A 20,418-nucleotide genomic window follows, 5' to 3' on the forward strand; every position below is an offset into this window, starting at 1 on the left:
CGCGTGCCATCTTTCCACCCTCACTCGGACGGAATTCGACACTGTGCACACGAACCCCTGGTGGGATGTGTAGCAGTGGCATGCGATTTCCGGTGGCAATGGCAATCTGTTGTAGCGATGAGCTAATCGTGTCCCCCACCTTGAGGCCATCCGGAGCAATAATGTAGGCCTTGGTAGCATCTGGGTATGTGATGAGCGCAAGGTGCGCGCTGCGGTTTGGGTCATATTCAATAGCCGCAATGGTTGCAACTTCGTCATAGCGAGTCCGACGGAAATCAACGATACGAACATACCGTCTGGCACCACCGCCACGATGACGCACAGTAATTTTCCCTTGGTTGTTTCGACCGCCACTTCGTCGTTTAAAAAAGATGAGTGACTTTTCTGGCTCGCTTTTTGTGAGCACGTCAAACGACTGCACGCTCGACTTACGGCGACCAGGAGACGTTGGTTTGTGAATGCGTACTGGCATAGAATTAGACGCCTTCAATTACCGTAATCGACTTACCCTTTGGTAGCGTTACAACGGCTTTCTTCCAGTCGCTCGTCCAGCCACTGGCGTTACGACGCAAACGCTCCTTGCCTCGAACTTTAATAACATGCACGGCAACGGGACGAATGCCATACACTGCCTCAACAGCCAAAGCGATGGTAATCTTGTTCGATCGCTGACTGACCGCGAAGACATACTGATTCATAGCTGCCAGGTGCGCAGCCTTCTCTGTAACCACTGGTCGAACAAGTACGCCATTCTGTGCCGCTACTTTCTTGGCAGCTGCTGCTTTCTTGGTAGTTTTCTTTTCCACAGGCTTTACCGCCGTGCTCCCTTTTGCAATCTTAGGAGCGGCCACAGGTGCTTCGTCTGCTTGGAACAATTTCTCTAAAATACTCATACTGTTTTTTCTGCCTTGTCACGCTTGGCGAACCAGGCTTCCATCGCCACAACGCCTTCCGGTGTCGTGAGCGTGTACTCGGCGCCAATAATAGTTTTGATATTCAAACTGTCGGTACGAATTGCTTCAAAGCCCTTGAGGTTCCGTGTTGAACGCTTCAATGAGTCACTGATAGTTGGCACCACAACAACGGTCTTTGGTTGACGAGTCGCTTTGATGGCCGTGAGTATGGCTTTGGCCACACCGCTAAAATCTTTCGTTTTGCCAGCCTCAGGAAGAGACTCCATAACCAAGAAACGCTGCGCACCAACCTTGTCAGACAATGCCATGAGTAACGCCTTGCGTCGCATCTTCTTGTTTATCTTCACGCTGTAGTTGGCGTCATTTCGAGGACCAAACGTAACTCCACCACCACGCCAAATAGGAGAACGACTGGAACCGTGACGAGCACGACCTGTTCCCTTCTGCTTCCATGGCTTCTTACCACCACCACGAACGTCCGCTCTCGTTTTTGTGTGCGCTATAACTTTTCGAGCGTTTGCTTGCTCAGCCACAACGGCTTGCTGAATGAGGAGCGCATTTGCCGGTACGGCAAAGAAACGGTCGCTCAGCTCTCGCTCGCCCGTTTGCACACCCTTTAAATTAAAGACTGGAACTTTTGCCATAGAATTACAGCGCGTTACGAAGCAGCACAACCGAATGTCGCGCTCCTGGCACAGCTCCCTTAACAAGAAGCTCTCCGGCAGCTGCATTGACGGCAATAACTTTGAGATTAGAAACAGTTATCTGGCCACCACCCATGCGCCCGGCCATTCGTGTTCCTTTAAAGACGTGCTGCACACCACCGGCACCAATTGAACCAGGCATTCGGACCTGGTCTTTGTGACCGTGCGTCTTTGGACTACCGTGGAAGCCATGACGCTTCACGACACCTTGAAATCCCCGACCCTTTGAAGTGCCGGTAACGGTTACCATGTCTCCGACAGTGAACTGCGTTAGGTCAACCGAATCACCAATGGCCACTGCTGGAATTACTTCACCAGCCCAGGGTCGAAACTCTCGTACCGTTCTGAACTTGCCATGGGTACCAAAATGACCAAGTAGTGCCTTTGTAAGATTGCGACGTTCACCAGTGGCGAGCTGCAAGGCCGTGTAGCCATCGCGCTCGGTTGTACGAATGCCGGTAACAACACACGGCGAAACTGAAATTACAGTCACCGGTACCACGCGGCCGTCGGCCTCGCGATGTTCTGACATGTTCTTTTTTGTACCGATGATGAATTTCATATCGTTAGTAACGTGGAGGTCGAACCCGAGGGCCGACCTCCACGTATGAAGGGTAACGGCTCGGGTACTTTCTCCGCAGAGCGGAGAGTTGCCTCGGAGAACTATAAGATGTGTTTTAGAACTACATTTTTATTTCAATGTCGACGCCAGCGGGAAGGCTGAGACCCATGAGGGCATCAATCGTCTTTGCTGTCGGCTCCACTATGTCAATCAATCGCTTGTGCACCCGGATTTCGAATTGGTCGCGAGCATCTTTATCGATGAACGGAGACCGCATGACGGTAAATCGGCTCTTCTCTGTTGGCAGCGGTATTGGGCCAACAACGTTTGCCCCAGATCGAATGGCAGTATCCATTATGGTTCGAGCCGACGCATCAATGATTTTATGATCATAGGCTCGAATCTTAATGCGAACACGCTGCTGAAATTCTTCAGGCGCGCCTGCCACTTTTGGGTGTACTGCTGTCTTGGCCATGTGAGCTGTTGTAGAAAGAGCGATTCCGCAGTGGCGACGAGACCTTACTTCGTAATCTTCGTAACGACGCCCGCACCAACGGTGCGGCCACCTTCACGAATAGCGAAGCGAGTCTTGTCTTCGAGGGCCACTGGTACCATTAATTTAACCGTTACTGCTGTTGTGTCGCCAGGCATAACCATTTCGGTTCCGGCTGGCAAGGAAATCTCACCGGTCACGTCAGTAGTTCGGATGTAGAACTGTGGCTTGTAACCAGTCAAGAATGGCTTGTGTCGACCGCCTTCTTCCTTTGTCAGTGTGTACACCTCAGCTTCAAATTCGCTGTGTGGTGTTACTGAACCCGGCTTGGCGAGGACTTGACCACGATCAACGTCATCCTTCTTGGTTCCACGAAGCAACACACCAGCGTTGTCGCCCGCGCGGCCTTCGGAAAGTGACTTGTTGAACATTTCAATACCGGTAACGGTGGTCTTAACGGTGTCGCGCATACCAACCAATTCAACCTCTTCACCGACCTTCACCATACCGCGCTCGATACGACCCGTTACCACTGTGCCACGACCTTCAATGGAGAAGATGTCTTCAATTGGCATAAGGAACGGCTTGTCGGTCTCTCGAACTGGCTCTGGAACGTAGTCGTCAAGCTGCGCAACGAGATCCAAAATAGGTTTGGCGTATTCACCGGTTGGGTTCTCAAGGTCTTTCAAAGCTGAACCACGAATGATTGGTGTCTTGTCGCCTGGGAATTGGTACTTCGTCAGTAACTCACGCACCTCTTCTTCAACGAGGTCGATAAGCTCTGGATCAGACACCATGTCAACTTTATTGATGAAAACAACAATGCAAGGAACACCCACCTGACGAGCAAGTAAAATGTGCTCTCGAGTTTGTGGCATTGGTCCGTCTGTTGCGGAAACAACCAGAATAGCGGCGTCCATTTGAGCCGCACCAGTAATCATGTTTTTGACGTAGTCAGCGTGACCAGGACAGTCAACGTGTGCATAGTGCCGCTTGTCAGACTCGTATTCTACGTGCGCGGTGGCAATAGTAATACCTCGAGCCTTTTCTTCAGGCGCTTTGTCGATTTCGTCAACACCCTTCTTTTGGGCAGTTTTACCAGCTGCGCCAAGTACCGACAGCAAGGCTGCGGTTAAGGTTGTCTTTCCGTGGTCTACGTGCCCGATAGTACCGACGTTAATGTGCGGCTTCGAGCGGTCAAACATGTCTGCCATCTTGGTAGCTCCCTTGGACGACCCCCGTCAGACGGGGTTTTACCCAGTCGCCCAGATATAAAAAAAGATAATAAATTCCTTCATGAAACAGCCGCTTTGGGCTGAAAACTAGCCGACGCATCTAGCGTCGCTCTACATACTATCAGCCGATTACACGGGTGTCAACCCGCACTCGCCTACTTCTTCGCTCGTTCACCAATGATGACCTCGGTAACGTTTCGAGGTACATCAACGTACTGAGCAAATTCCATGGAGTAGCTGGCACGACCTTGAGAAATTGAGCGAAGCTCGGTCGCGTAGCCGAACAATTCGGCCAGCGGCACAATGGCGTCAATGATGCGCATCCCCGACCGCTCTCGCATCTGCTGCACCTGCCCACGCTTGGAGTTCAAGTCACCAATAACGTCACCCATAAACTGCTCTGGTGTTACGACTTCAACTTTCATGACTGGCTCTAACAGCACCGGCCCAGCTTTCTTACAGGCGGCTTGCAGGGCCATGGAAGCAGCTACTTTAAAGGCCGCTTCAGAAGAGTCAACGTCGTGGTACGAACCGTCGTACACGGCGACCCCAACGTCGATGAGCTGATAACCAGCCACGATACCGCGGTCCAAAGCTTCTTCAGCACCTTTGCGAATTGGGTTGATGTACTCGCGAGGAATGGCACCACCCTTAACCTCATCTTTAAATTCAAAACCTGCCCCAGCCTCTCGTGGATAAACGCGAAGCCAACAGTGACCGTACTGACCACGACCACCAGATTGCTTAATGTACTTCCCTTCTGCTTCGGCCGTTTTACGAATAGTTTCTCGATACGCCACCTGTGGCTTACCAACGTTGGCTTCAACTTTAAATTCCCGCTTCATGCGGTCGACAATGATGTCGAGGTGGAGTTCTCCCATGCCGGCAATGATGGTCTGGCCAGTTTCCTCGTCACTTCGCACCCGGAATGTTGGGTCTTCCTCGGCCAATTTCTGCAAGGCCACGCCCATCTTCTCTTGGTCAGCCTTCGTTTTTGGTTCAACAGCCACAGAAATAACTGGTTCTGGGAAAGTAATTGACTCAAGAACGACTGGGTGCGCTGGATCACAAATAGTGTGACCAGTGAAGGTGTTCCCAAGACCAACTGCCGCCGCAATGTCCCCAGCGTAAACCATATCAACGTCTTCACGACTGTTGGCGTGCAAACGAACAATTCGCCCAATACGTTCTCGGTTCCCTGTTGTTGTGTTTAATACGTACGAACCGGCGCTCAATGTTCCTGAGTACACCCGGAAGAAACACAGCTTACCGACAAAGGGGTCAATGGCCACCTTAAAGGCCAGGGCTCGAAACGGAGCGCTGTCATCGGCCTTAATTTTAATTTCTTCTTCCAAATTGTCTGGGTTCTTACCAATAACTTCCGGGGTGTCGATTGGTGAAGGAAGATACGCAACAACACCGTCGAGTAGTTCCTGCACGCCCTTGTTTTTGAGTGCCGAACCACAAAACACAGGAATAATTTTACGATTAATAGTTCCGACGCGAAGTGCCCGCTTCAAGTCCTCAAGCGACGGTTCTGTGCCGGCAAAAAACTGCTCCATCAATTTCTCATCTTGCTCGACAATTGCTTCGATTAAACGAGCGCGGTACTCTTCAACTTTTTCTTTCATGTCTTCTGGAACGTCACGCTCTTCAAACTTCGTTCCGAGTTCGTCGAGGTACACAATGGCTTTGCGTTCGAGCAGGTTGATGATGCCCTGAAATTTATCCTCGGAACCAATTGGTAATTGCACCGGGTAGGCGTCTTTCGTGAGGCGCTCGTGGATGGAAGCCATGTCAGCGTAGAAATCTGCACCGGTTCTATCCATTTTGTTAATGAAGCAGATTCGAGGCACGCTGAATTTATCTGCTTGGTGCCACACTGTTTCCGATTGCGGCTCAACCCCGGCGACCCCATCAAAAACAACGACCCCACCGTCTAGAACACGCAGCGACCGCTGCACTTCAACAGTGAAGTCGATGTGACCTGGTGTGTCGATAATGTTGATGCGGTGCTCTTTCCAAAAGCAGGTTGTGGCAGCGGCGGTAATGGTGATACCCCGTTCTCGCTCTTGCTCCATCCAGTCCATGGTTGCTTCACCTTCGTGCACCTCACCAATTTTGTGCTTCTTTCCAGTGTAAAAAAGGATTCGCTCAGTTACCGTTGTCTTCCCCGCGTCAATGTGGGCGATGATACCGATATTCCTGGTTTTTTCGAAAGTATAATCTCGGGGCATAAAAAGAATGCTATATGCTATACGCTATAAGCTATACGTAAAAGCAGTGCGTATGTCGTTAGGCGTAAAGCGTAGAGCGATTTAACGGGCGAAGTGAGAGAATGCTCGGTTAGACTCGGCCATGCGGTGAATATCAAGTTTCTTTTTAATTGCGGCACCTTCATTGTTTGCCGCCGCCATGACCTCACCAGCCAATTTTTGAGCCATTGGTCGACCCTTGCCGTTGTTCGCCGCAGCAATCAACCAACGGAAAGCCAGCATCTGACGGCGTTCGGCGCGCACCGGAACCGGAATCTGATAGTTACCACCGCCAACTCGCTTGCTACGAACTTCAACAACTGGCGAGACATTTTTAACCGCTTCCTCAAAAATTACAACTGGATCTTTTTGCGTCTTTTCAGCAACGATTTCGAGCATACCGTACACAATTTTCTGCGCCACGGTCTTTTTCCCGCGCTCCATTACGCAATTAATGAACTTGGCGACATCAGCCCGGTGAAATTTCGGGTCTGGTTCTGTTGTGCGCTTTGGTGCTTGTTTTCCTCGCATATTTTAAATTACTTCTTTTTCGGCTGCTTGGCTCCGTAGCGACTGCGGCTGCGCTGTCGGTTTGCCACACCCTGCGTGTCATACACACCTCGAACAATGGTGTACCGAACACCAGGCAAGTCTTTCACCCGACCACCACGAATAAGCACGATTGAGTGTTCTTGAAGATTATGACCAACCCCTGGAATGTAGGCGGTAACTTCCATGCCGTTCGACAACCGAACACGGGCAATCTTTCGAAGCGCCGAGTTTGGTTTCTTTGGTGTTTGGGTGGTTACCTTTAGACAAACGCCACGCTTGAACGGGCTACCCTGGGGAAGCTCTCGTCGACGACGGTGCAACGTATCAAGGGTCGTCTGCATAGCAGGCGCCTCTGATTTTGTCTTTTTACTTTTTCGAGCTCCTCGTCGGAGCTGGTTCATCGTAGGCATGTAGAAAAATGAAGCGTAAACAAAAGTAGACCCGTACGAACCCGTGATCTACTTATTCGCGAATCTTGGGATCACTGCATTACTACACAGTGGCAAAAGTGTACGAAAAGAAGGCTTCCCCGTCAAGCCCTAGTAGCGCAATGTCTGAAGGAGCACTCCGAAGCCATTTTGTCCAAGGAAAGCTCTGGTTATGGCAAATATGACAGGAGTTAAGATACTCGCGAAAAAGATGAGGAAAACAAGGAATAACATGAATCCATAGCGCTCGAGGTAGTCCCGAACCACTCCAAACCGCTCTGGCAGAATGGCTAGCAATACATGCGAGCCATCAAGGGGCGGCAAGGGAACAAGGTTGAAAATTGCCAAAAGTATATTTGCGTAAACAACAATTCCTAAAATGCCGGTCATTATCTCAGGTAGTGGTACAAAACGAACAAGTAACGCACAAACGAGAGCGAGCGCTACATTTCCGAGTGGGCCAGAAATGCCCACAAGTGCCGAACCGTACTTTGGAAATCGCAGGTTGTACGGATTAAACGGCACGGGCTTCGCGGCCGCAAACATAAAGCGGCCACCCGTACCAATAAACAAGAGTAGCGGCAGTAGCACCGTGGCAAACGGATCAATGTGTGCCATGGGGTTCAAGGTCAAGCGACCCAGGTCTTTGGCAGTTCTGTCCCCTAGCTGGTCAGCCGTCCACGCGTGTACGTACTCGTGAAAAATGGCAGACAAAAATAAAATGACAAAAAATGAAATGGCAATAATCATAGTAGAGAAAGAATACAAGACGACCACAAATGACGCCAGAGTTTCTGGCTACTAATTCCGCCACCACTATTCACTATGCTTGACGTTTTCAAGGGTTTTTTGCTAGCATGCCGGCACGCTTCTCTAAAGAAGAGATCATCAGCATACTATATGGCAAAAATTTGCGATCAATGCGGCCGAGGCTCAGCGAAGGCGAACAGCCGTAGCCACTCAAACATTGCGACTATCCGTAGACAACACATTAACTTGCAGAGCCGTACGATAGACGGTAAGCAAGTCAAAATCTGTACCTCTTGCCTTCGAACGAACGTAAAGGTTACCGCATAAATTTGAATTTTACATAAAAACAACCCCGACATACCGTCGGGGTTGTTTTTTGCATTAAAAAGACCCCTTACGGGGTACTTAATTCCATGGGTGGAATTTTGAGGGTGCCTTTAGAATCGCAACTTCTGCCACTGGTCTGGTTTTGGCTCTAGGATAAGAGGACGATTCACCGATATCCCGATTTCGTTGTGATAATCACTTCGAACGGGCAACGGGAATTAACGCCGCACGGGCTCTCACTCATCAGCCAAGGCTGACGGGTATCTGAGCCGCTATGTGCCCAGGTTGTCCCAAAACAGGTTCCAGTGGTTGTGAAGCTGCTGTCCCACTAACGGGACCATTAAAGAGTAGCACTGATAAAGCATTGGGTCAATTTGTATTTTTTTAAACGGAAACGGGGCGAGGAAGGCTTTGCAGTCTCTTCCCCGCCCCGTTGAACCTGACTTAATGACGCTAGCTTCCCTCCGAAAGCACGTCACTGGGGTGGGCTAACCCCTTCTCATGGCGTTCGCTGTCGGGCTATTCCCCGACGTCGCGTTCGCAGACCTCGAAACCTTCCCACACGGTCTCCGTGCTGACGGTGTGGGAAATCCCCGTCCACGGCTGACCTCCGACCGGCGAGTGGTCGAAGTTCGTCGTCGCCCTGCGATCGGTACTCTCGTACGACCACTGGCGATAGTCAGTCTTCCCTCCCGACCCGTAAAACGTCGCGGGCGCGCAGGGATTCGTGACAACGTCGAAAAACAGTTTCTCACCGTTCCGACGCTGCACCACGATGGAGCCGTCGGGCGATTCCGTGAAGCGACCGCGCAGTCCTTCACCACCACCACTGCCGCCGTTGCCGTCAGACTGCCACACGGACAGTCCGGCCGTGCAGGCGCTGTACTCGCCATACGCATCGAATGAGTACCGGCAGCAGCTCAACGCCGAGACCCAGGACGAACGGTGGACGTACGAGCCGGTCGCCTCGTCGCAGTACTGCTCATCCGTCGTAGAGTAGGCGGTCGTGCAGTATTGCGTGCTGCCCGAGATGGGCTGCGGCGTCGTCTGCTCGGGGGCGGCCACCAACCGCTGCATCGCCTGCTGCTTGGCGATTTTCCGGTCGAGCCGACGGTCGACCTTCTCCATCGCCTTTTCCTTGGCGAGGTCGGCGGCATTGCTCTGGGTCACGACGCCGATCTGTGCCATGACCGCCGACGGCTGTTCGAGCCGACAGTCGGTCGGTTCGACGCAGCTCTGCTGCGCGAGGGCCGACGACACGGAAAGAGCGACGGCAAAAACTGCCAAAAACATACGAACTTTCTTCATGACTGACTCCGATGCTCTCGTGATAAAAGAAACCGCTGAATGCAGCTTCTATAACGAGAACAAAACAGAATGACAAAAAAACTTGCAAATGTCAATACCAACAGAAGCCCTTGCAGGGGCTTCTGTTGGCCATACGCAATACGCTTTATGCTTTACGAACTACAGCAAAATTCTGCTCAGTTCTCGTATGACGTAGTGCGTATATCGAGTGCGTATAGCGTACGGCGTAATGCGTATCGCTTGCCTACGTGTCTCCCAATATTCCTTCGGAACCAACACCATGCTTCCCGCGATATCGTTTTCTTCCCGCTACTTTTAATCGAATAAGTGACCGTTGTAACTCGGCTGCGGCCGCAATGTAATGTTCAGAATCTTCACGGATGCCTTCCATGGCTTGCTTGGCCCGCTCGCGCGCTGCCTCGGCTCTGGCAATATCAATTTCTTCAGCCCGTTCTGCCGCGTCTGCTAAAATAACCAGTTCATTGCCTGAGCGCATTTCAGCGAATCCACCAGTAACTGCCATAACGACTTCGTCATTCCCCTGCCTCGCGACCAGTTCGCCAGAAGCAAGCTCGCTTACCAGAGGAATATGATTTGGCAAAACAGTAATCTGCCCACTCGTTGTGGGGATAGTCACCTGTTCAACTTCAGCCCGAAAAACAGTTCGCTCTGGAGTTGTAATTTCAAAGGTTAATGTTGCCATAAGCACACTAAGCCGTACGCACTACGCTGTACGTTATATGGATAGAGATTTTGGCTGCGTAGAGCATAAAGCGTATAGCCGATGAAGTTTCGGCCTTAAGCCGAAACTTCATCAATGGTTCCTTTCATGTAAAACGCCTGCTCTGGTTTGTCGTCGTGCTTGCCCGCGAGTATCTCGGCAAAACCACGGACTGTTTCGCTGAGCGGCACGTACTTCCCTGGGGTACCAGTAAACTGCTCAGCCACAAAGAATGGCTGCGAGAGGAAGCGTTGAATTTTACGCGCTCGGCTAACAATGCTCCTGTCTTCGTCAGACAATTCTTCAATGCCGAGAATAGCGATAATATCTTGCAAGTCCTTGTAGCGCTGCAATACCTTCTGCACGCTGCGGGCAACTCGGTAGTGCTCTTCACCAACAACGTCGGGCGAAAGAATTGTTGAACTTGAATCGAGCGGATCAACAGCTGGATAAATACCGAGTTCAGCCAGAGACCGGGCGAGCGTAACGGTTGAATCAAGGTGAGCAAACGTTGTGGCTGGGGCTGGGTCGGTCAAGTCGTCAGCCGGAACATACACCGCCTGCACTGAGGTTACCGAACCTTTGGTTGTTGAAGTAATTCGCTCTTGCAGCTCACCCATTTCTGTAGCTAAGGTTGGCTGATACCCCACGGCCGACGGAATACGACCAAGGAGTGCCGACACTTCAGCACCAGCTTGGGTGAAGCGGAAAATGTTGTCGATAAACAGCAGCACATCTTTTCCTTCACCATCTCGGAAATATTCAGCCAAGGTTAAACCGGTAAGCGCCACACGAAGGCGCGCCCCGGGTGGCTCGTTCATCTGCCCGAAAACAAGTGCGGTTTTACCAAGCACCCCAGACTCTTTCATTTCATGATACAAATCATTCCCCTCACGGGTTCGTTCACCAACACCGGCAAACACTGAGTAGCCACCGTGTTCTGACGCGATATTACGGATGAGTTCTTGAATGATAACGGTCTTTCCGACTCCTGCGCCACCAAACATTCCCACTTTCCCACCCTTGGTAATTGGGGCAAAAAGATCAATAACTTTAATGCCTGTTTCCAGTACTTCAGTCTTTGTCGACTGCTCCATAAAGCTCGGCGCGGCACGATGAATTGGCAATCGCTCTTTAGCGGTAACTGGGCCAAGGCCATCAATAGGTTCACCGAGCACGTTGTACATTCTGCCCAAACTTTCTGTTCCAACCGGCACCGTTAACGGGCTACCAGTGGCGGTAACGGTTGTTCCCCGCTCTAACCCGTCAGTGGAAGACATGGCAATGGTACGCACCAAGCGCGACGAAAGATGCTGCTGCACTTCAAGCACTAATCTATCTTGGTCCTTCCCTTTCCGTTCCACATCTAACGCTTCCAGCAAGGCCGGAAGTTTATCTGAGAATTCAACGTCAACAACTGGGCCGATAATTTGTCGAACGGTGCCGGTGATTTTTGTCATAGCAATTATTTATGCGCCAATAGCCATACGGCCAGCGCTGATTTCTGCAAGTTCACGGGTAATACCTCCTTGGCGCAACTGGTTTAGAGTGAGGGTGAGGTCGGCGCTTAAATCTTTGGCGGCGTCCGAAGCGTTTCGCATAGCAAGCATTCGAGCAGCATGTTCAGAAGCATTTGCTTCCTGCACCGCTTGATAGAGCTGCATTTCCAAAAGTCGCGGCACTAGCTCATTTAGCAGTGTTGCGGCGTCAGGCTCAAAAACATGGTGCGCAGCATCTGTTACTGATTCTGGTGCCTCGTCATGCATTGTGTGACCGAGCATTTCGTCAGGGGACTTAAGAGGAAGTAATCGTCGCACGCGCGGCTCTTGACGGAGCATGGAAACAAAGTCAGTGTACGCTACTGCCACCTCATCGTACGTGCCGGCCAAGTAGCCATCAAACGCCAGACGAACAATTGGTGTTACCTCAACGACTGTGCCACCTCGTTCATCGCGCTCAAAATCTGCCACCACTTTCACCGCACGTTTCATCAAATAATCTCGCCCTTTCTTCCCAAGCGCCACGACAGACACTTCCACGTCACTGTCACTTCCAGCTACATACTGTCGGGCAGCTTCAGAAACTTTTGTATTGTACCCACCAGCCAAACCACGATTTGAAGATACTGTAATAATAAGTATGTTCTTGATTGGTCGGACATTTAAAAGCGGATGCACACCGCGAAGCTTACTGGTAACCGAAAGCAACATATCCCACGCTAATGACGCGTAGCGACGTGAACGCTGCACCGCCGAAACGGCTCGCTGCATTTTAGCCGCCGACACCAGTTCCATGGCGCGCGTAATCTGGCGGATATTCTTTACCCCGCGAATACGACGTTTAATTTCTCTGGTGGAGCCTGGCATAGTTAGGCCTGGTAACTTTTAATTGCTTCTGTCAGTAACGCCATGTCTTCGTCAGTTATGGCCTTGGTTTCGTCTAATCGCGCAGCCAAATCACGGTACGCGGAGCGCACATGTTTGATAAGGCCTTTCTCCCACGCTTGCACATCTTCAACTGGCACCGTATCAATAAAACCGTTCACGGCGGCAAAAATTGCAATGACTTGGTCAATAACGTCGTACGGCGAATATTGTGGTTGGGTGAGGAGTTCTGTTACCCGTTTGCCGCGTTCAATACTAGCCTTCGTGTTTTCATCGAGGTCTGAGCCGAATTGCGCAAAGGCTGCCAATTCACGATATTGCGCTAAATCAAGTCGCAGCTTACCAGATACCTTTTTCATGGCCTTCACTTGCGCCGCAGAACCAACCCGCGAAACGGACAGACCAACGTTTAATGCCGGCCGTATACCTTGGTAGAACAAATCAGATTCAAGGTAAATTTGGCCGTCGGTAATAGAAATGACGTTCGTCGGAATATAGGCAGACACGTCGCCGGCTTGTGTCTCAATAATAGGGAGCGCCGTGAGTGAACCACCGCCACGTTCGTCACTCAGTCGTGCTGCTCGTTCTAATAAGCGAGAGTGAAGATAAAAAACATCACCAGGGTACGCTTCACGACCAGGCGGACGTTTCAAGAGAAGCGAAATCTGCCGATAGGCAACTGCATGCTTTGAGAGGTCGTCATACACAACGAGGGCGTCTTTCCCGTTTTCAAGGAAGTATTCGCCAATAGCGCAACCAGTGTAGGGTGCCAAGAATGAAAGCGCCGCAGAGTCAGAGGCACCAGCCACAACCACAGTCGTGTACTCCATGGCGCCGCGCGCCTGAAATTCAGCCACAATCTTGGCCACCTTTGATTCCTTCTGCCCGATAGCAACATAAATGCAGTGCACGCCCTTCCCTTGCTGGTTAATGATGGTATCCACCGCAATGGCTGTTTTCCCCGTCTGCCGGTCGCCAATAATAAGTTCACGCTGACCACGACCAATTGGAATCATGGCATCAATGGCTTTAATACCTGTTTGGAGTGGCGTGTCGACTGATTTTCGATACATGACCCCAGGCGCGATACGTTCGACCGGTTGCATGATGGATTCACCCTTCAATGGCCCCTTACCGTCAATTGGCTCACCAAGTGGGTCAACAACACGACCGACGAGCGCCGGACCAGTTGGAACCGAGAGCACTTCCCCACTGCCGACCACCGTGTCGCCAGCAGAAAGTTTTGTGCTTTCCCCAAGCACAACCACACCAATGACGTCTTCGAGCAAGTTTAAAGCCACCCCGTAGACTTTTTCACCCAGGGCACTCGTAAACACCAGAAGTTCGGCTGACTTCGTATTCGGTAAACCCGCCACGGTCGCGATGCCGTCACCGACATCGAGTACGGTACCAACCGCACTTGCGGTGACTGGTACGTCAGCCGCTTCAAGCTTTTTCTTAAGCTGCTCAACAATTGTTTGTGCCAGTGTTGCCATAATTTAATCTTTCTTCATGAGTAGACCAAGGGTAGTAAGTGCGCCCTGAACGGATGCATCAACCGCTACACCTTCGCGGCGTAACGTAAACCCACCAAGAAGCTCGGGTTGTTCGGCGACTATCACGTCACCAAACTGCTCGAACTCCTTTGCACTGTGTGGATGAGCGACACGAACCGTACCTTGCACTTTCTTCTCGTATGTATGAGCTTCTCGCTCTACAGCCTCAAGGAGCGCCGGTACTAATGGCTGCAAACGTTCGGCCGTCAGCACGCTAACGAAGCGATCAAGCACCACGCTGGCTGCACGCGGCGACGACGCCGCTCTGTAACTATCAACTAACGCGCGCGCGTAGGCACTTATATTTTTCATACGCGCGTCTCTTTTAAGACTTCCGTCACCAACTTTTTATCAAGCTTGACGTCAATGGTGCCCCTGAGCGCCTTCTCGGCTGCGAGAACCACGAGGTCAGCCGCAGAATTTCTCACTTCAACCAGTAACTGAGCCTTCGCCGCCGTTAATTCAACTGCAGTCCGCTCTTTAATGCTATCGGCCTTCTTTTCGGCGTCTACCACAGATGCCGCTATAATCCGTTTCGCTTCGTCATCTGCCTTGGTCAACAGCGCCGCCGCTTTCTCTTTTGCCTCAGCCATAATGCGTTCACGCGTCACCGCAACGGTTTCTAATTCCTGTTTGGCACGTTCAGCACCCGCTAAACCTTCCGCAATCCGACTCGAGCGGTCGGCCATATGCTTCGTGAGTGGTCGAAACAACAAGTACCACAACAAGGTTGCTAACAACCCGAAGTTTATTAGTTGCGCCAAAAAAAGCCGCACATCAAGACCCAACGCCCCAGCGACGCCCGTTGGTTCAACAGCCTCAGCGGCCGAAACTATGCTAATGATGTCCATCGGTTGGTAAGCACTGAGTAACCGTATCGCAACGGTTACCGAAACAGCGCTAGAGAGTGAACGCTACAACTAATGCGTAAATGGCAATGGCTTCAGCAAACGCCATACCAAGAAGCATAGGAACGAACAACTTATCGGCTGACTCTGGGTTACGACCAATAGACTCCATTGCTTTACTCGCGATTTTACCAATCGCCCACGCTGGCATTACACCTCCAAATGCAATGGCAAATGCCTTTGCTCCGATAGCCATCAATTCTCCGAGTTCCATATGTGTAAAAAAAATGAATAAGTTAGTACCTACGCAAACCGCTGAGTGACTTAAGGCCCCGCTGCGCGGGACTCCTGATAATCTAAAACATTTCTATGTCGAAATGCCTCAATCAGGCTGCCATCAAGCGTACTTTATGCAACGAAGTATGCCCGAAGTTGTTAAGAAATGCAAGGGTTTTTAATGTGTTGCCTCTAGGTCGGTTGTTGCCATGGTTAGGTACACAAGGGTAAGCATGGCAAAGACTGTCGCCTGAATGAAGCCAACCAAGAATTCCAAAAGGAGAAACGGCAGTGGCACAATCAGTGCGATGAGCCCGGCCATCACTGTTAATAACACTTCCCCTGCAAAAATGTTCCCAAATAGACGTAGGCTAAGGCTAACTACTTTCGCAACTTCACTGATGATTTCAATGAGCCCAACAAAAAACTCTATGATGCCAACAAAAATGTTAACGCCTCCCTTGCGAAGCGAGCGCCACAAAGTGCCCAGTTTTATAAAGCGGTCGCTGTATTTCCAAAACCCAATAGCCACAACACCGAGCACGTGCGAGGACACGACTGCCACAACAGCCATGGCGACGGTTAAATTGAGATCTGCATTGGCCGGTCGTAGTAGTGGCAATTTCACTAGCTCACCATGTTCGTCTGCCAGAATGTTCAATGAACCGATGCCGGGCAATACCCCAAGCCAGTTGGAAATCAGGATAAAAAAGAAAAGACTCGCCACGATTGGGAAAAATTTCATTGACTTTTCTCGACTGTGCGTAACCCTGTCCATGTAATCGAGCAGTGTCTCGACACCAACTTCGGCGAAAGACTGTGCACCAGACGGAACAGCTGCCAACCGACGCCCCAAAAACGCTGCCACAATAACCAGAATGGTACTAACTAACACCGCGTTCACAAAACTATTGGTAATTGGAAAATTACCGATGTGAAAAACGATTTCTGCGGCGAGCGTAGGGAGGTGAGGCATATTACAGCTTCATTGAGCGTAACTTCCGATAGGTCCAAAAACCACTAAGTCCAAGCGCAAAAAATATGCCGAGCAACGTGAACAGCGGTGCAAAACCAAAATAGGTATCCGCCCAACCACCACCGCGAACGCCAAGAAATAGGGTGAGTGCGACGGTGAAACCAAATTCTAAGGCAAAAGAAACCGCAGACTGCATGTCTAGAACATTACGTCTTCTTCCGCGCGCGTGTACTCGTGAATCTCAGGCTCACTAAACCAAAGTTTCACTTCGTGGGCCGCTTCACTAGCGTCACCCGAAGCATGCACAACATTATGCACGGTACGTTTCTGTAACGCCGCCAGAATTGGCGAATCAACAGAGTAGTCGCCGCGAATTGTTCCCATGTCTGCTTTGAAGGGCAAGGTATGGCCAACGATTTTTCGCATCATGTCCACTGCATGAATACCCTGCACAATCATAGCCACAACCGGACCGCTCACAAAGAAGTCTGTGTTCCATTGACCGACCAACTGACCAATTGCTTTTGGCTCCGTTGTGCCAAATTCTGCCATCGCATCTTTGCCGTGCTTTTGAAAATCTTCCAACGTCTTCTGGCCAACCGCAACAAACCAGTCATCAGCCTTCGGATAATGGTCTTTGGCACGCTGTTCGTCTGCTTGCACCATTTTCAAAGCAATAACCTTAAGCCCTCGTTGTTCGATGCGGCTAATAATCTCACCAATAAGTCCCCGCTTGACACCATCTGGCTTCACGAGCACTACGGTCTTTTCTTGAAGTAACGATGAACTCATAAATTTATTTTTTTGCTAAATAAGTACGAACTTCTTTTACTACTTCACCTGGGGTACGACTGGATTTTACGATATACCCCATAGCCCCAAGCTTTAAACCCTTCTCTTTGTCTTCATCTTGACCAAGATTTGTCAGCATCAGCACCTTAACGTCTTTTGTTGCCGGATTTTTCCGTAAAGCCTCTAGCACTGCGAAACCGTCGAGCCCTGGCATAATAACATCGAGGAGTGTGATGTTCGGCTTCTCTTGTTCCACCAGTTCAACGACGCCATCGCCACGGTCGTGCGAAACCACCACAAACCCCTCTTGCTGGAATTTATGGACGTACATATCAAGGATCATTGGGTCGTCCTCGACCACGAGTACTTTTATTTTCTCTTCTGGCATACAAGTTGGCGAGAGCATACCACAATGAACCGAAAACGCAAGACTTATGGCCTCTTGTCAACTGTTACTATGTCGCCGTTTGTGTAAAAAGTAATGGCTCCATCATTATCGGTCCGGAGTACCGATGCACCTGCTTTTTCCAAACGTGACACAACCTCAACAGAAGGGTGCCCGTACCTGTTGCGCTCCCCTAGTGAAATTACCGCGTACTGAGGTGCGACCGCTGCTAAAAATTCCTGACTTGTTGACGTGTCACTACCGTGGTGACCAACTTTTAAAACATCACTTTTGAGGTTTCTGCCAGCCGCCAAAAGTGCACGTTCTACGTCAGCTGGTGCATCACCAGTGAAAAGAAAAGAGCGCTTGCCATAGGTCAGCTTAGAAACAATCGATGTTTCATTGTTGTCGGGCAGTTTGCCTAAACGTGTGGTTGGATACAAAAACTCCCACCGCCAAGATACGCCCTTGCTGACTCCCCCCCAAGCAAATGGATGGTCGACTGGAATAACTTTAAGTTGTTGTTGCTTTATTGCTTCAAGAAAAGCCAAGTACGGCGGACTAGTGTGTTCAGCCACGGGCATAACCACATAGGTAACCGTGTAACGATTTATAACCGAAACTAACCCCGCCACGTGGTCACTATGCGGATGCGTCAATATGACCCCGGTCAAACGACGGTCACCAAACGGGAGTATGGCATCCAACTCAGCCAGAATACTTTTATCTGGACCGCCATCTATAAGCCAGCGTTCACCGGTTGGAAAAGCAATATAGATAGCGTCCCCTTGCCCAACATTCAACACAGACACAGTAAGGTCTGTTGTAGGCCGCCGCTCCCAAACCAGTAGGGCAACCGTAAAAATAAAAAACGCTGCCGCAAAAACAATCCAACGCTGCCGCATTTTTTAACGAAGGACAGCTCGCAACCAAAAGAAACCTAAAATCCAACCAGCGATGACATCACTCGGCCAATGAACACCCAAATATATACGGCTCAATCCAACAAGAAAAATAATAACGATAGCTACGCTGTAGGCAGACCAGCACACGAAACGATGCACACCCGACCGAGCAATCAACCAATAGATGAATCCAAAAAGCACTGTGGCGCCTAAGGCGTGTCCACTTGGAAAACTTGAAGAACTCTCGGCAACAAGCCAATAGGAAATCGGCGGCCGTGGCACGTTAAAAAATAATTTCGTCGCGTCTTGTGCAATATACGTACCTACTAAAAGTGCCGCGAGTCGAACGACTAATGTATAGCGACGCTGCAAAAGAAAGAAACCTAAAAAAGCAATGCCTACGGCGACAATACCCTCCAGTCCAATCACCGTAACACCTCGCATAAAAGTCGTAAGGACAGTGGTACGAAATGAAATCACAATCGCATAGAGTGCTTGATCAATGTGCTGCACAAACGAACTAAAAACAACTAGCACGCGTAACAATACAACAACGGCAATACCCGCTGTTATGTTTACAATTCCTTTTTTAAGTTCACGTCGCATAAAAACAGTGTAGCGATTTTACTAAGAAACGAAAAATCGGCCGTCAGCGAAAGTGCAATGCACCCCGCTGACGGCCGACCTCCTTTGGCGCCCTCCCTTACGCCTTCTGTCTACCCTGCTTCACTGCCGCAGCCAACGTCTCAAGAATCTCCTCAGTTTCCTCCCATCCGATGCAGCCGTCCGTGATGCTCACCCCGTATTGCATCTCCTGACCAGTCCCAAGTTGCTGCGCAGCCTCTTTGAGATGGCTCTCAAGCATGATCCCTGCGATGTGCTTTGACCCTGCGCGGAGTTGATCTCCAATCGACTCGGCAGCCTTTCTCTGAAGTTTGTAATTCTTCAGGCTGTTGCCGTGACTGCAGTCGACAATCACCCGCCCAGGAATGGCTGCCACCTTAAGGGCCGTGACCACACGACCGATGGATGTCGCATCGTAGTTCGTCGACTTCGCACCTCCGCGAAGAATGACGTGCGAATCAGGATTACCCTTCGTCAGTACGATGGCAGTGTTCCCCTCCTGTGTGACGGAAAGGAAATTGTGCCCTGTTCGAGCGCAAAACACCGCCTGAACCGCAACATCGGTATTTCCGTCGGTTCCATTCTTGAAACCAACCGGAACCGAAAGGCCCGATGCCAACTCCCGATGAACCTGACTCTCCGTCGTGCGAGCGCCAATCGCCCCCCAAACAAAGAGGTCCCCGAGATACTGAGGACTGATCACGTCAAGGAATTCACCCCCTGCAACCACACCCAAGCGATTGATGTCGAGCAGGAGTTGACGCGCCGTTCGCAACCCGTCGTTGATGCGAAAACTACCATCCAAGCCAGGGTCGTTAATCAACCCCTTCCAGCCTACGGTCGTTCTCGGCTTTTCGAAGTATACTCGCATCACCACCACAATCTCGCCTTGCAGCCGGCTCTGCACCAACCGCAGGCGTTGCGCATACTCCAGCGCGGCAACCGGGTCATGGATCGAGCACGGTCCGACCACTGCAATCAAACGGTTATCACCGCCCCGCAAAACTGCTCTGACCGCTTCTCGGCCTTGCACGATTTGACGTGCGGTCTCTTCGTCGAGGGGCAGGTCTTCCAGCAAGACCGCTGGCGGCACCAAGTGTTTGATTCCTGCCACGTTGGTATCCTGAATCATTTCCAAGTAACTGCTCATCGTCATCCTCCTACCGCTTTATTGCCGCGGCCGGCATCAATATGATCGTTAGTATTCCCTACCGAAGTAGGCTTTATCATTGCCGGAAAATCCGGGCTGCTGATGTACACTTTCCGGCAGCGGAAGAGCGACTTTTTATCACCCTGCCGCTGCTAAAAAATTTTTTCAAGGTTCTAAACAAAAACTGACCCGCCAAGAAGGCGGGTCAGTTGGTGTTGGTAATTGAGAGTACGCTACACCGCCTGGCCTGCCTGGTCAGTAAAGTAAAAGCTG

General features: G+C 50.7%; 26 protein-coding genes. 1 reads left to right on the forward strand and 25 read right to left on the reverse strand.

Translation table 11 applies throughout. The features are described 5' to 3' along the window. The 10 genes from rplB to WC052_03140 all read right to left on the reverse strand — a co-directional run. Window positions 1–472, reverse strand: a 472-nt coding sequence (gene rplB / locus WC052_03095) for a 50S ribosomal protein L2 (protein ID MFA7286618.1), incomplete at its 3' end; no start/stop codon positions are given. A gap of 4 nt (window positions 473–476) precedes the next feature. After that, window positions 477–893, reverse strand: a complete 417-nt coding sequence (gene rplW / locus WC052_03100) for a 50S ribosomal protein L23 (protein ID MFA7286619.1) — start codon at window positions 891–893, stop codon at window positions 477–479. Continuing rightward, window positions 890–1,558, reverse strand: a complete 669-nt coding sequence (gene rplD, locus WC052_03105) for a 50S ribosomal protein L4 (GenBank protein ID MFA7286620.1) — start codon at window positions 1,556–1,558, stop codon at window positions 890–892. The genes rplW and rplD overlap by 4 nt, the downstream gene beginning before the upstream one ends. Before the next feature lie 4 nt (window positions 1,559–1,562). Then, window positions 1,563–2,180, reverse strand: a complete 618-nt coding sequence (gene rplC / locus WC052_03110; GenBank protein MFA7286621.1) for a 50S ribosomal protein L3 — start codon at window positions 2,178–2,180, stop codon at window positions 1,563–1,565. A 121-nt stretch (window positions 2,181–2,301) separates the two neighbouring features. Then, window positions 2,302–2,655, reverse strand: a complete 354-nt coding sequence (rpsJ, locus tag WC052_03115; protein MFA7286622.1) for a 30S ribosomal protein S10 — start codon at window positions 2,653–2,655, stop codon at window positions 2,302–2,304. 44 nt (window positions 2,656–2,699) lie between these two features. Next, the gene (tuf, locus tag WC052_03120) at window positions 2,700–3,887 is read right to left on the reverse strand and encodes an elongation factor Tu (GenBank protein ID MFA7286623.1); all 1,188 of its coding nucleotides are present in this window, start codon (window positions 3,885–3,887) and stop codon (window positions 2,700–2,702) included. A gap of 176 nt (window positions 3,888–4,063) precedes the next feature. Further along, window positions 4,064–6,145 (reverse strand): elongation factor G, encoded by a 2,082-nt coding sequence (gene fusA, locus WC052_03125; protein ID MFA7286624.1) that lies wholly within the window; start codon window positions 6,143–6,145, stop codon window positions 4,064–4,066. 81 nt (window positions 6,146–6,226) lie between these two features. Then, complete coding sequence (gene rpsG, locus WC052_03130) at window positions 6,227–6,694, reverse strand: 30S ribosomal protein S7 (protein MFA7286625.1); 468 nt, start codon at window positions 6,692–6,694, stop codon at window positions 6,227–6,229. An 8-nt stretch (window positions 6,695–6,702) separates the two neighbouring features. After that, window positions 6,703–7,125, reverse strand: coding sequence for a 30S ribosomal protein S12 (gene rpsL / locus WC052_03135; protein MFA7286626.1), 423 nt, complete (start codon window positions 7,123–7,125; stop codon window positions 6,703–6,705). 129 nt (window positions 7,126–7,254) lie between these two features. Further along, a complete protein-coding gene (locus WC052_03140) occupies window positions 7,255–7,893 on the reverse strand; it encodes a site-2 protease family protein (GenBank protein MFA7286627.1) in 639 nt (212 codons plus the stop codon). A 150-nt stretch (window positions 7,894–8,043) separates the two neighbouring features. Between WC052_03140 and WC052_03145 the strand changes: the two genes are divergently transcribed. Beyond that, the gene (locus tag WC052_03145; GenBank protein MFA7286628.1) at window positions 8,044–8,220 is read left to right on the forward strand and encodes a L28 family ribosomal protein; all 177 of its coding nucleotides are present in this window, start codon (window positions 8,044–8,046) and stop codon (window positions 8,218–8,220) included. A 519-nt stretch (window positions 8,221–8,739) separates the two neighbouring features. Here the strand turns inward: WC052_03145 and WC052_03150 are convergent. The 15 genes from WC052_03150 to WC052_03220 form a co-directional block, all read right to left on the reverse strand. After that, complete coding sequence (locus tag WC052_03150) at window positions 8,740–9,513, reverse strand: hypothetical protein (protein MFA7286629.1); 774 nt, start codon at window positions 9,511–9,513, stop codon at window positions 8,740–8,742. Window positions 9,514–9,772: 259 nt separating this feature from the next. Next, window positions 9,773–10,231, reverse strand: coding sequence for a F0F1 ATP synthase subunit epsilon (locus WC052_03155; protein ID MFA7286630.1), 459 nt, complete (start codon window positions 10,229–10,231; stop codon window positions 9,773–9,775). Between the two features lie 95 nt (window positions 10,232–10,326). After that, window positions 10,327–11,709: a F0F1 ATP synthase subunit beta gene (atpD, locus tag WC052_03160; protein ID MFA7286631.1), complete on the reverse strand. Its 1,383-nt coding sequence runs from the start codon at window positions 11,707–11,709 to the stop codon at window positions 10,327–10,329. 9 nt (window positions 11,710–11,718) lie between these two features. Continuing rightward, on the reverse strand, window positions 11,719–12,615 hold the full coding sequence (atpG, locus tag WC052_03165) for an ATP synthase F1 subunit gamma (GenBank protein ID MFA7286632.1): 897 nt from the start codon (window positions 12,613–12,615) through the stop codon (window positions 11,719–11,721). A gap of 2 nt (window positions 12,616–12,617) precedes the next feature. Beyond that, window positions 12,618–14,129, reverse strand: a complete 1,512-nt coding sequence (atpA, locus tag WC052_03170; GenBank protein MFA7286633.1) for a F0F1 ATP synthase subunit alpha — start codon at window positions 14,127–14,129, stop codon at window positions 12,618–12,620. Between the two features lie 3 nt (window positions 14,130–14,132). Then, a complete protein-coding gene (locus tag WC052_03175; protein ID MFA7286634.1) occupies window positions 14,133–14,501 on the reverse strand; it encodes a F0F1 ATP synthase subunit delta in 369 nt (122 codons plus the stop codon). Then, a complete protein-coding gene (gene atpF / locus WC052_03180) occupies window positions 14,498–15,040 on the reverse strand; it encodes a F0F1 ATP synthase subunit B (GenBank protein ID MFA7286635.1) in 543 nt (180 codons plus the stop codon). The genes WC052_03175 and atpF overlap by 4 nt, the downstream gene beginning before the upstream one ends. Window positions 15,041–15,089: 49 nt before the next feature. Next, entirely contained in the window at window positions 15,090–15,311 is a 222-nt protein-coding gene (gene atpE, locus WC052_03185) for an ATP synthase F0 subunit C (protein MFA7286636.1), read from the reverse strand. 180 nt (window positions 15,312–15,491) lie between these two features. Next, window positions 15,492–16,289, reverse strand: coding sequence for a F0F1 ATP synthase subunit A (atpB, locus tag WC052_03190; GenBank protein MFA7286637.1), 798 nt, complete (start codon window positions 16,287–16,289; stop codon window positions 15,492–15,494). 1 nt (window position 16,290) lies between these two features. Then, the gene (locus tag WC052_03195) at window positions 16,291–16,485 is read right to left on the reverse strand and encodes an AtpZ/AtpI family protein (protein MFA7286638.1); all 195 of its coding nucleotides are present in this window, start codon (window positions 16,483–16,485) and stop codon (window positions 16,291–16,293) included. Window positions 16,486–16,487: 2 nt separating this feature from the next. Next, entirely contained in the window at window positions 16,488–17,081 is a 594-nt protein-coding gene (locus WC052_03200; GenBank protein ID MFA7286639.1) for a nucleoside-diphosphate kinase, read from the reverse strand. Window positions 17,082–17,085: 4 nt separating this feature from the next. Further along, complete coding sequence (locus tag WC052_03205; GenBank protein MFA7286640.1) at window positions 17,086–17,469, reverse strand: response regulator; 384 nt, start codon at window positions 17,467–17,469, stop codon at window positions 17,086–17,088. A gap of 44 nt (window positions 17,470–17,513) precedes the next feature. Beyond that, window positions 17,514–18,371, reverse strand: coding sequence for a ComEC/Rec2 family competence protein (locus tag WC052_03210; protein MFA7286641.1), 858 nt, complete (start codon window positions 18,369–18,371; stop codon window positions 17,514–17,516). A gap of 3 nt (window positions 18,372–18,374) precedes the next feature. Next, window positions 18,375–18,977, reverse strand: coding sequence for a phosphatase PAP2 family protein (locus WC052_03215; protein MFA7286642.1), 603 nt, complete (start codon window positions 18,975–18,977; stop codon window positions 18,375–18,377). 97 nt (window positions 18,978–19,074) lie between these two features. Continuing rightward, window positions 19,075–20,145: a 3-deoxy-7-phosphoheptulonate synthase gene (locus WC052_03220; GenBank protein MFA7286643.1), complete on the reverse strand. Its 1,071-nt coding sequence runs from the start codon at window positions 20,143–20,145 to the stop codon at window positions 19,075–19,077. Window positions 20,146–20,418 lie beyond the last annotated feature (273 nt).

The sequence above is a fragment of the Patescibacteria group bacterium genome (genome assembly GCA_041675205.1).
Taxonomy (GTDB): domain Bacteria; phylum Patescibacteriota; class Patescibacteriia; order GWA2-46-9; family GWA2-46-9; genus JBAYUF01.

Coding starts and splice junctions, on each gene's coding strand:
- WC052_03175 (MFA7286634.1), bottom strand. CDS start 14,501: ATGAAAAATATAAGTGCCTACGCGCGCGCGTTAGTTGATAGTTACAGA.
- atpB (MFA7286637.1), bottom strand. CDS start 16,289: ATGCCTCACCTCCCTACGCTCGCCGCAGAAATCGTTTTTCACATCGGT.
- WC052_03220 (MFA7286643.1), bottom strand. CDS start 20,145: ATGAGCAGTTACTTGGAAATGATTCAGGATACCAACGTGGCAGGAATC.
- WC052_03140 (MFA7286627.1), bottom strand. CDS start 7,893: ATGATTATTGCCATTTCATTTTTTGTCATTTTATTTTTGTCTGCCATT.
- WC052_03210 (MFA7286641.1), bottom strand. CDS start 18,371: ATGCGGCAGCGTTGGATTGTTTTTGCGGCAGCGTTTTTTATTTTTACG.
- rpsJ (MFA7286622.1), bottom strand. CDS start 2,655: ATGGCCAAGACAGCAGTACACCCAAAAGTGGCAGGCGCGCCTGAAGAA.
- atpG (MFA7286632.1), bottom strand. CDS start 12,615: ATGCCAGGCTCCACCAGAGAAATTAAACGTCGTATTCGCGGGGTAAAG.
- rplW (MFA7286619.1), bottom strand. CDS start 893: ATGAGTATTTTAGAGAAATTGTTCCAAGCAGACGAAGCACCTGTGGCC.
- WC052_03150 (MFA7286629.1), bottom strand. CDS start 9,513: ATGTTTTTGGCAGTTTTTGCCGTCGCTCTTTCCGTGTCGTCGGCCCTC.
- WC052_03145 (MFA7286628.1), top strand. CDS start 8,044: ATGGCAAAAATTTGCGATCAATGCGGCCGAGGCTCAGCGAAGGCGAAC.
- atpA (MFA7286633.1), bottom strand. CDS start 14,129: ATGGCAACACTGGCACAAACAATTGTTGAGCAGCTTAAGAAAAAGCTT.
- fusA (MFA7286624.1), bottom strand. CDS start 6,145: ATGCCCCGAGATTATACTTTCGAAAAAACCAGGAATATCGGTATCATC.
- rpsG (MFA7286625.1), bottom strand. CDS start 6,694: ATGCGAGGAAAACAAGCACCAAAGCGCACAACAGAACCAGACCCGAAA.
- tuf (MFA7286623.1), bottom strand. CDS start 3,887: ATGGCAGACATGTTTGACCGCTCGAAGCCGCACATTAACGTCGGTACT.
- WC052_03195 (MFA7286638.1), bottom strand. CDS start 16,485: ATGCAGTCTGCGGTTTCTTTTGCCTTAGAATTTGGTTTCACCGTCGCA.
- atpE (MFA7286636.1), bottom strand. CDS start 15,311: ATGGAACTCGGAGAATTGATGGCTATCGGAGCAAAGGCATTTGCCATT.
- rplC (MFA7286621.1), bottom strand. CDS start 2,180: ATGAAATTCATCATCGGTACAAAAAAGAACATGTCAGAACATCGCGAG.
- WC052_03205 (MFA7286640.1), bottom strand. CDS start 17,469: ATGCCAGAAGAGAAAATAAAAGTACTCGTGGTCGAGGACGACCCAATG.
- rplD (MFA7286620.1), bottom strand. CDS start 1,558: ATGGCAAAAGTTCCAGTCTTTAATTTAAAGGGTGTGCAAACGGGCGAG.
- WC052_03155 (MFA7286630.1), bottom strand. CDS start 10,231: ATGGCAACATTAACCTTTGAAATTACAACTCCAGAGCGAACTGTTTTT.
- WC052_03215 (MFA7286642.1), bottom strand. CDS start 18,977: ATGCGACGTGAACTTAAAAAAGGAATTGTAAACATAACAGCGGGTATT.
- atpD (MFA7286631.1), bottom strand. CDS start 11,709: ATGACAAAAATCACCGGCACCGTTCGACAAATTATCGGCCCAGTTGTT.
- atpF (MFA7286635.1), bottom strand. CDS start 15,040: ATGGACATCATTAGCATAGTTTCGGCCGCTGAGGCTGTTGAACCAACG.
- WC052_03200 (MFA7286639.1), bottom strand. CDS start 17,081: ATGAGTTCATCGTTACTTCAAGAAAAGACCGTAGTGCTCGTGAAGCCA.
- rpsL (MFA7286626.1), bottom strand. CDS start 7,125: ATGCCTACGATGAACCAGCTCCGACGAGGAGCTCGAAAAAGTAAAAAG.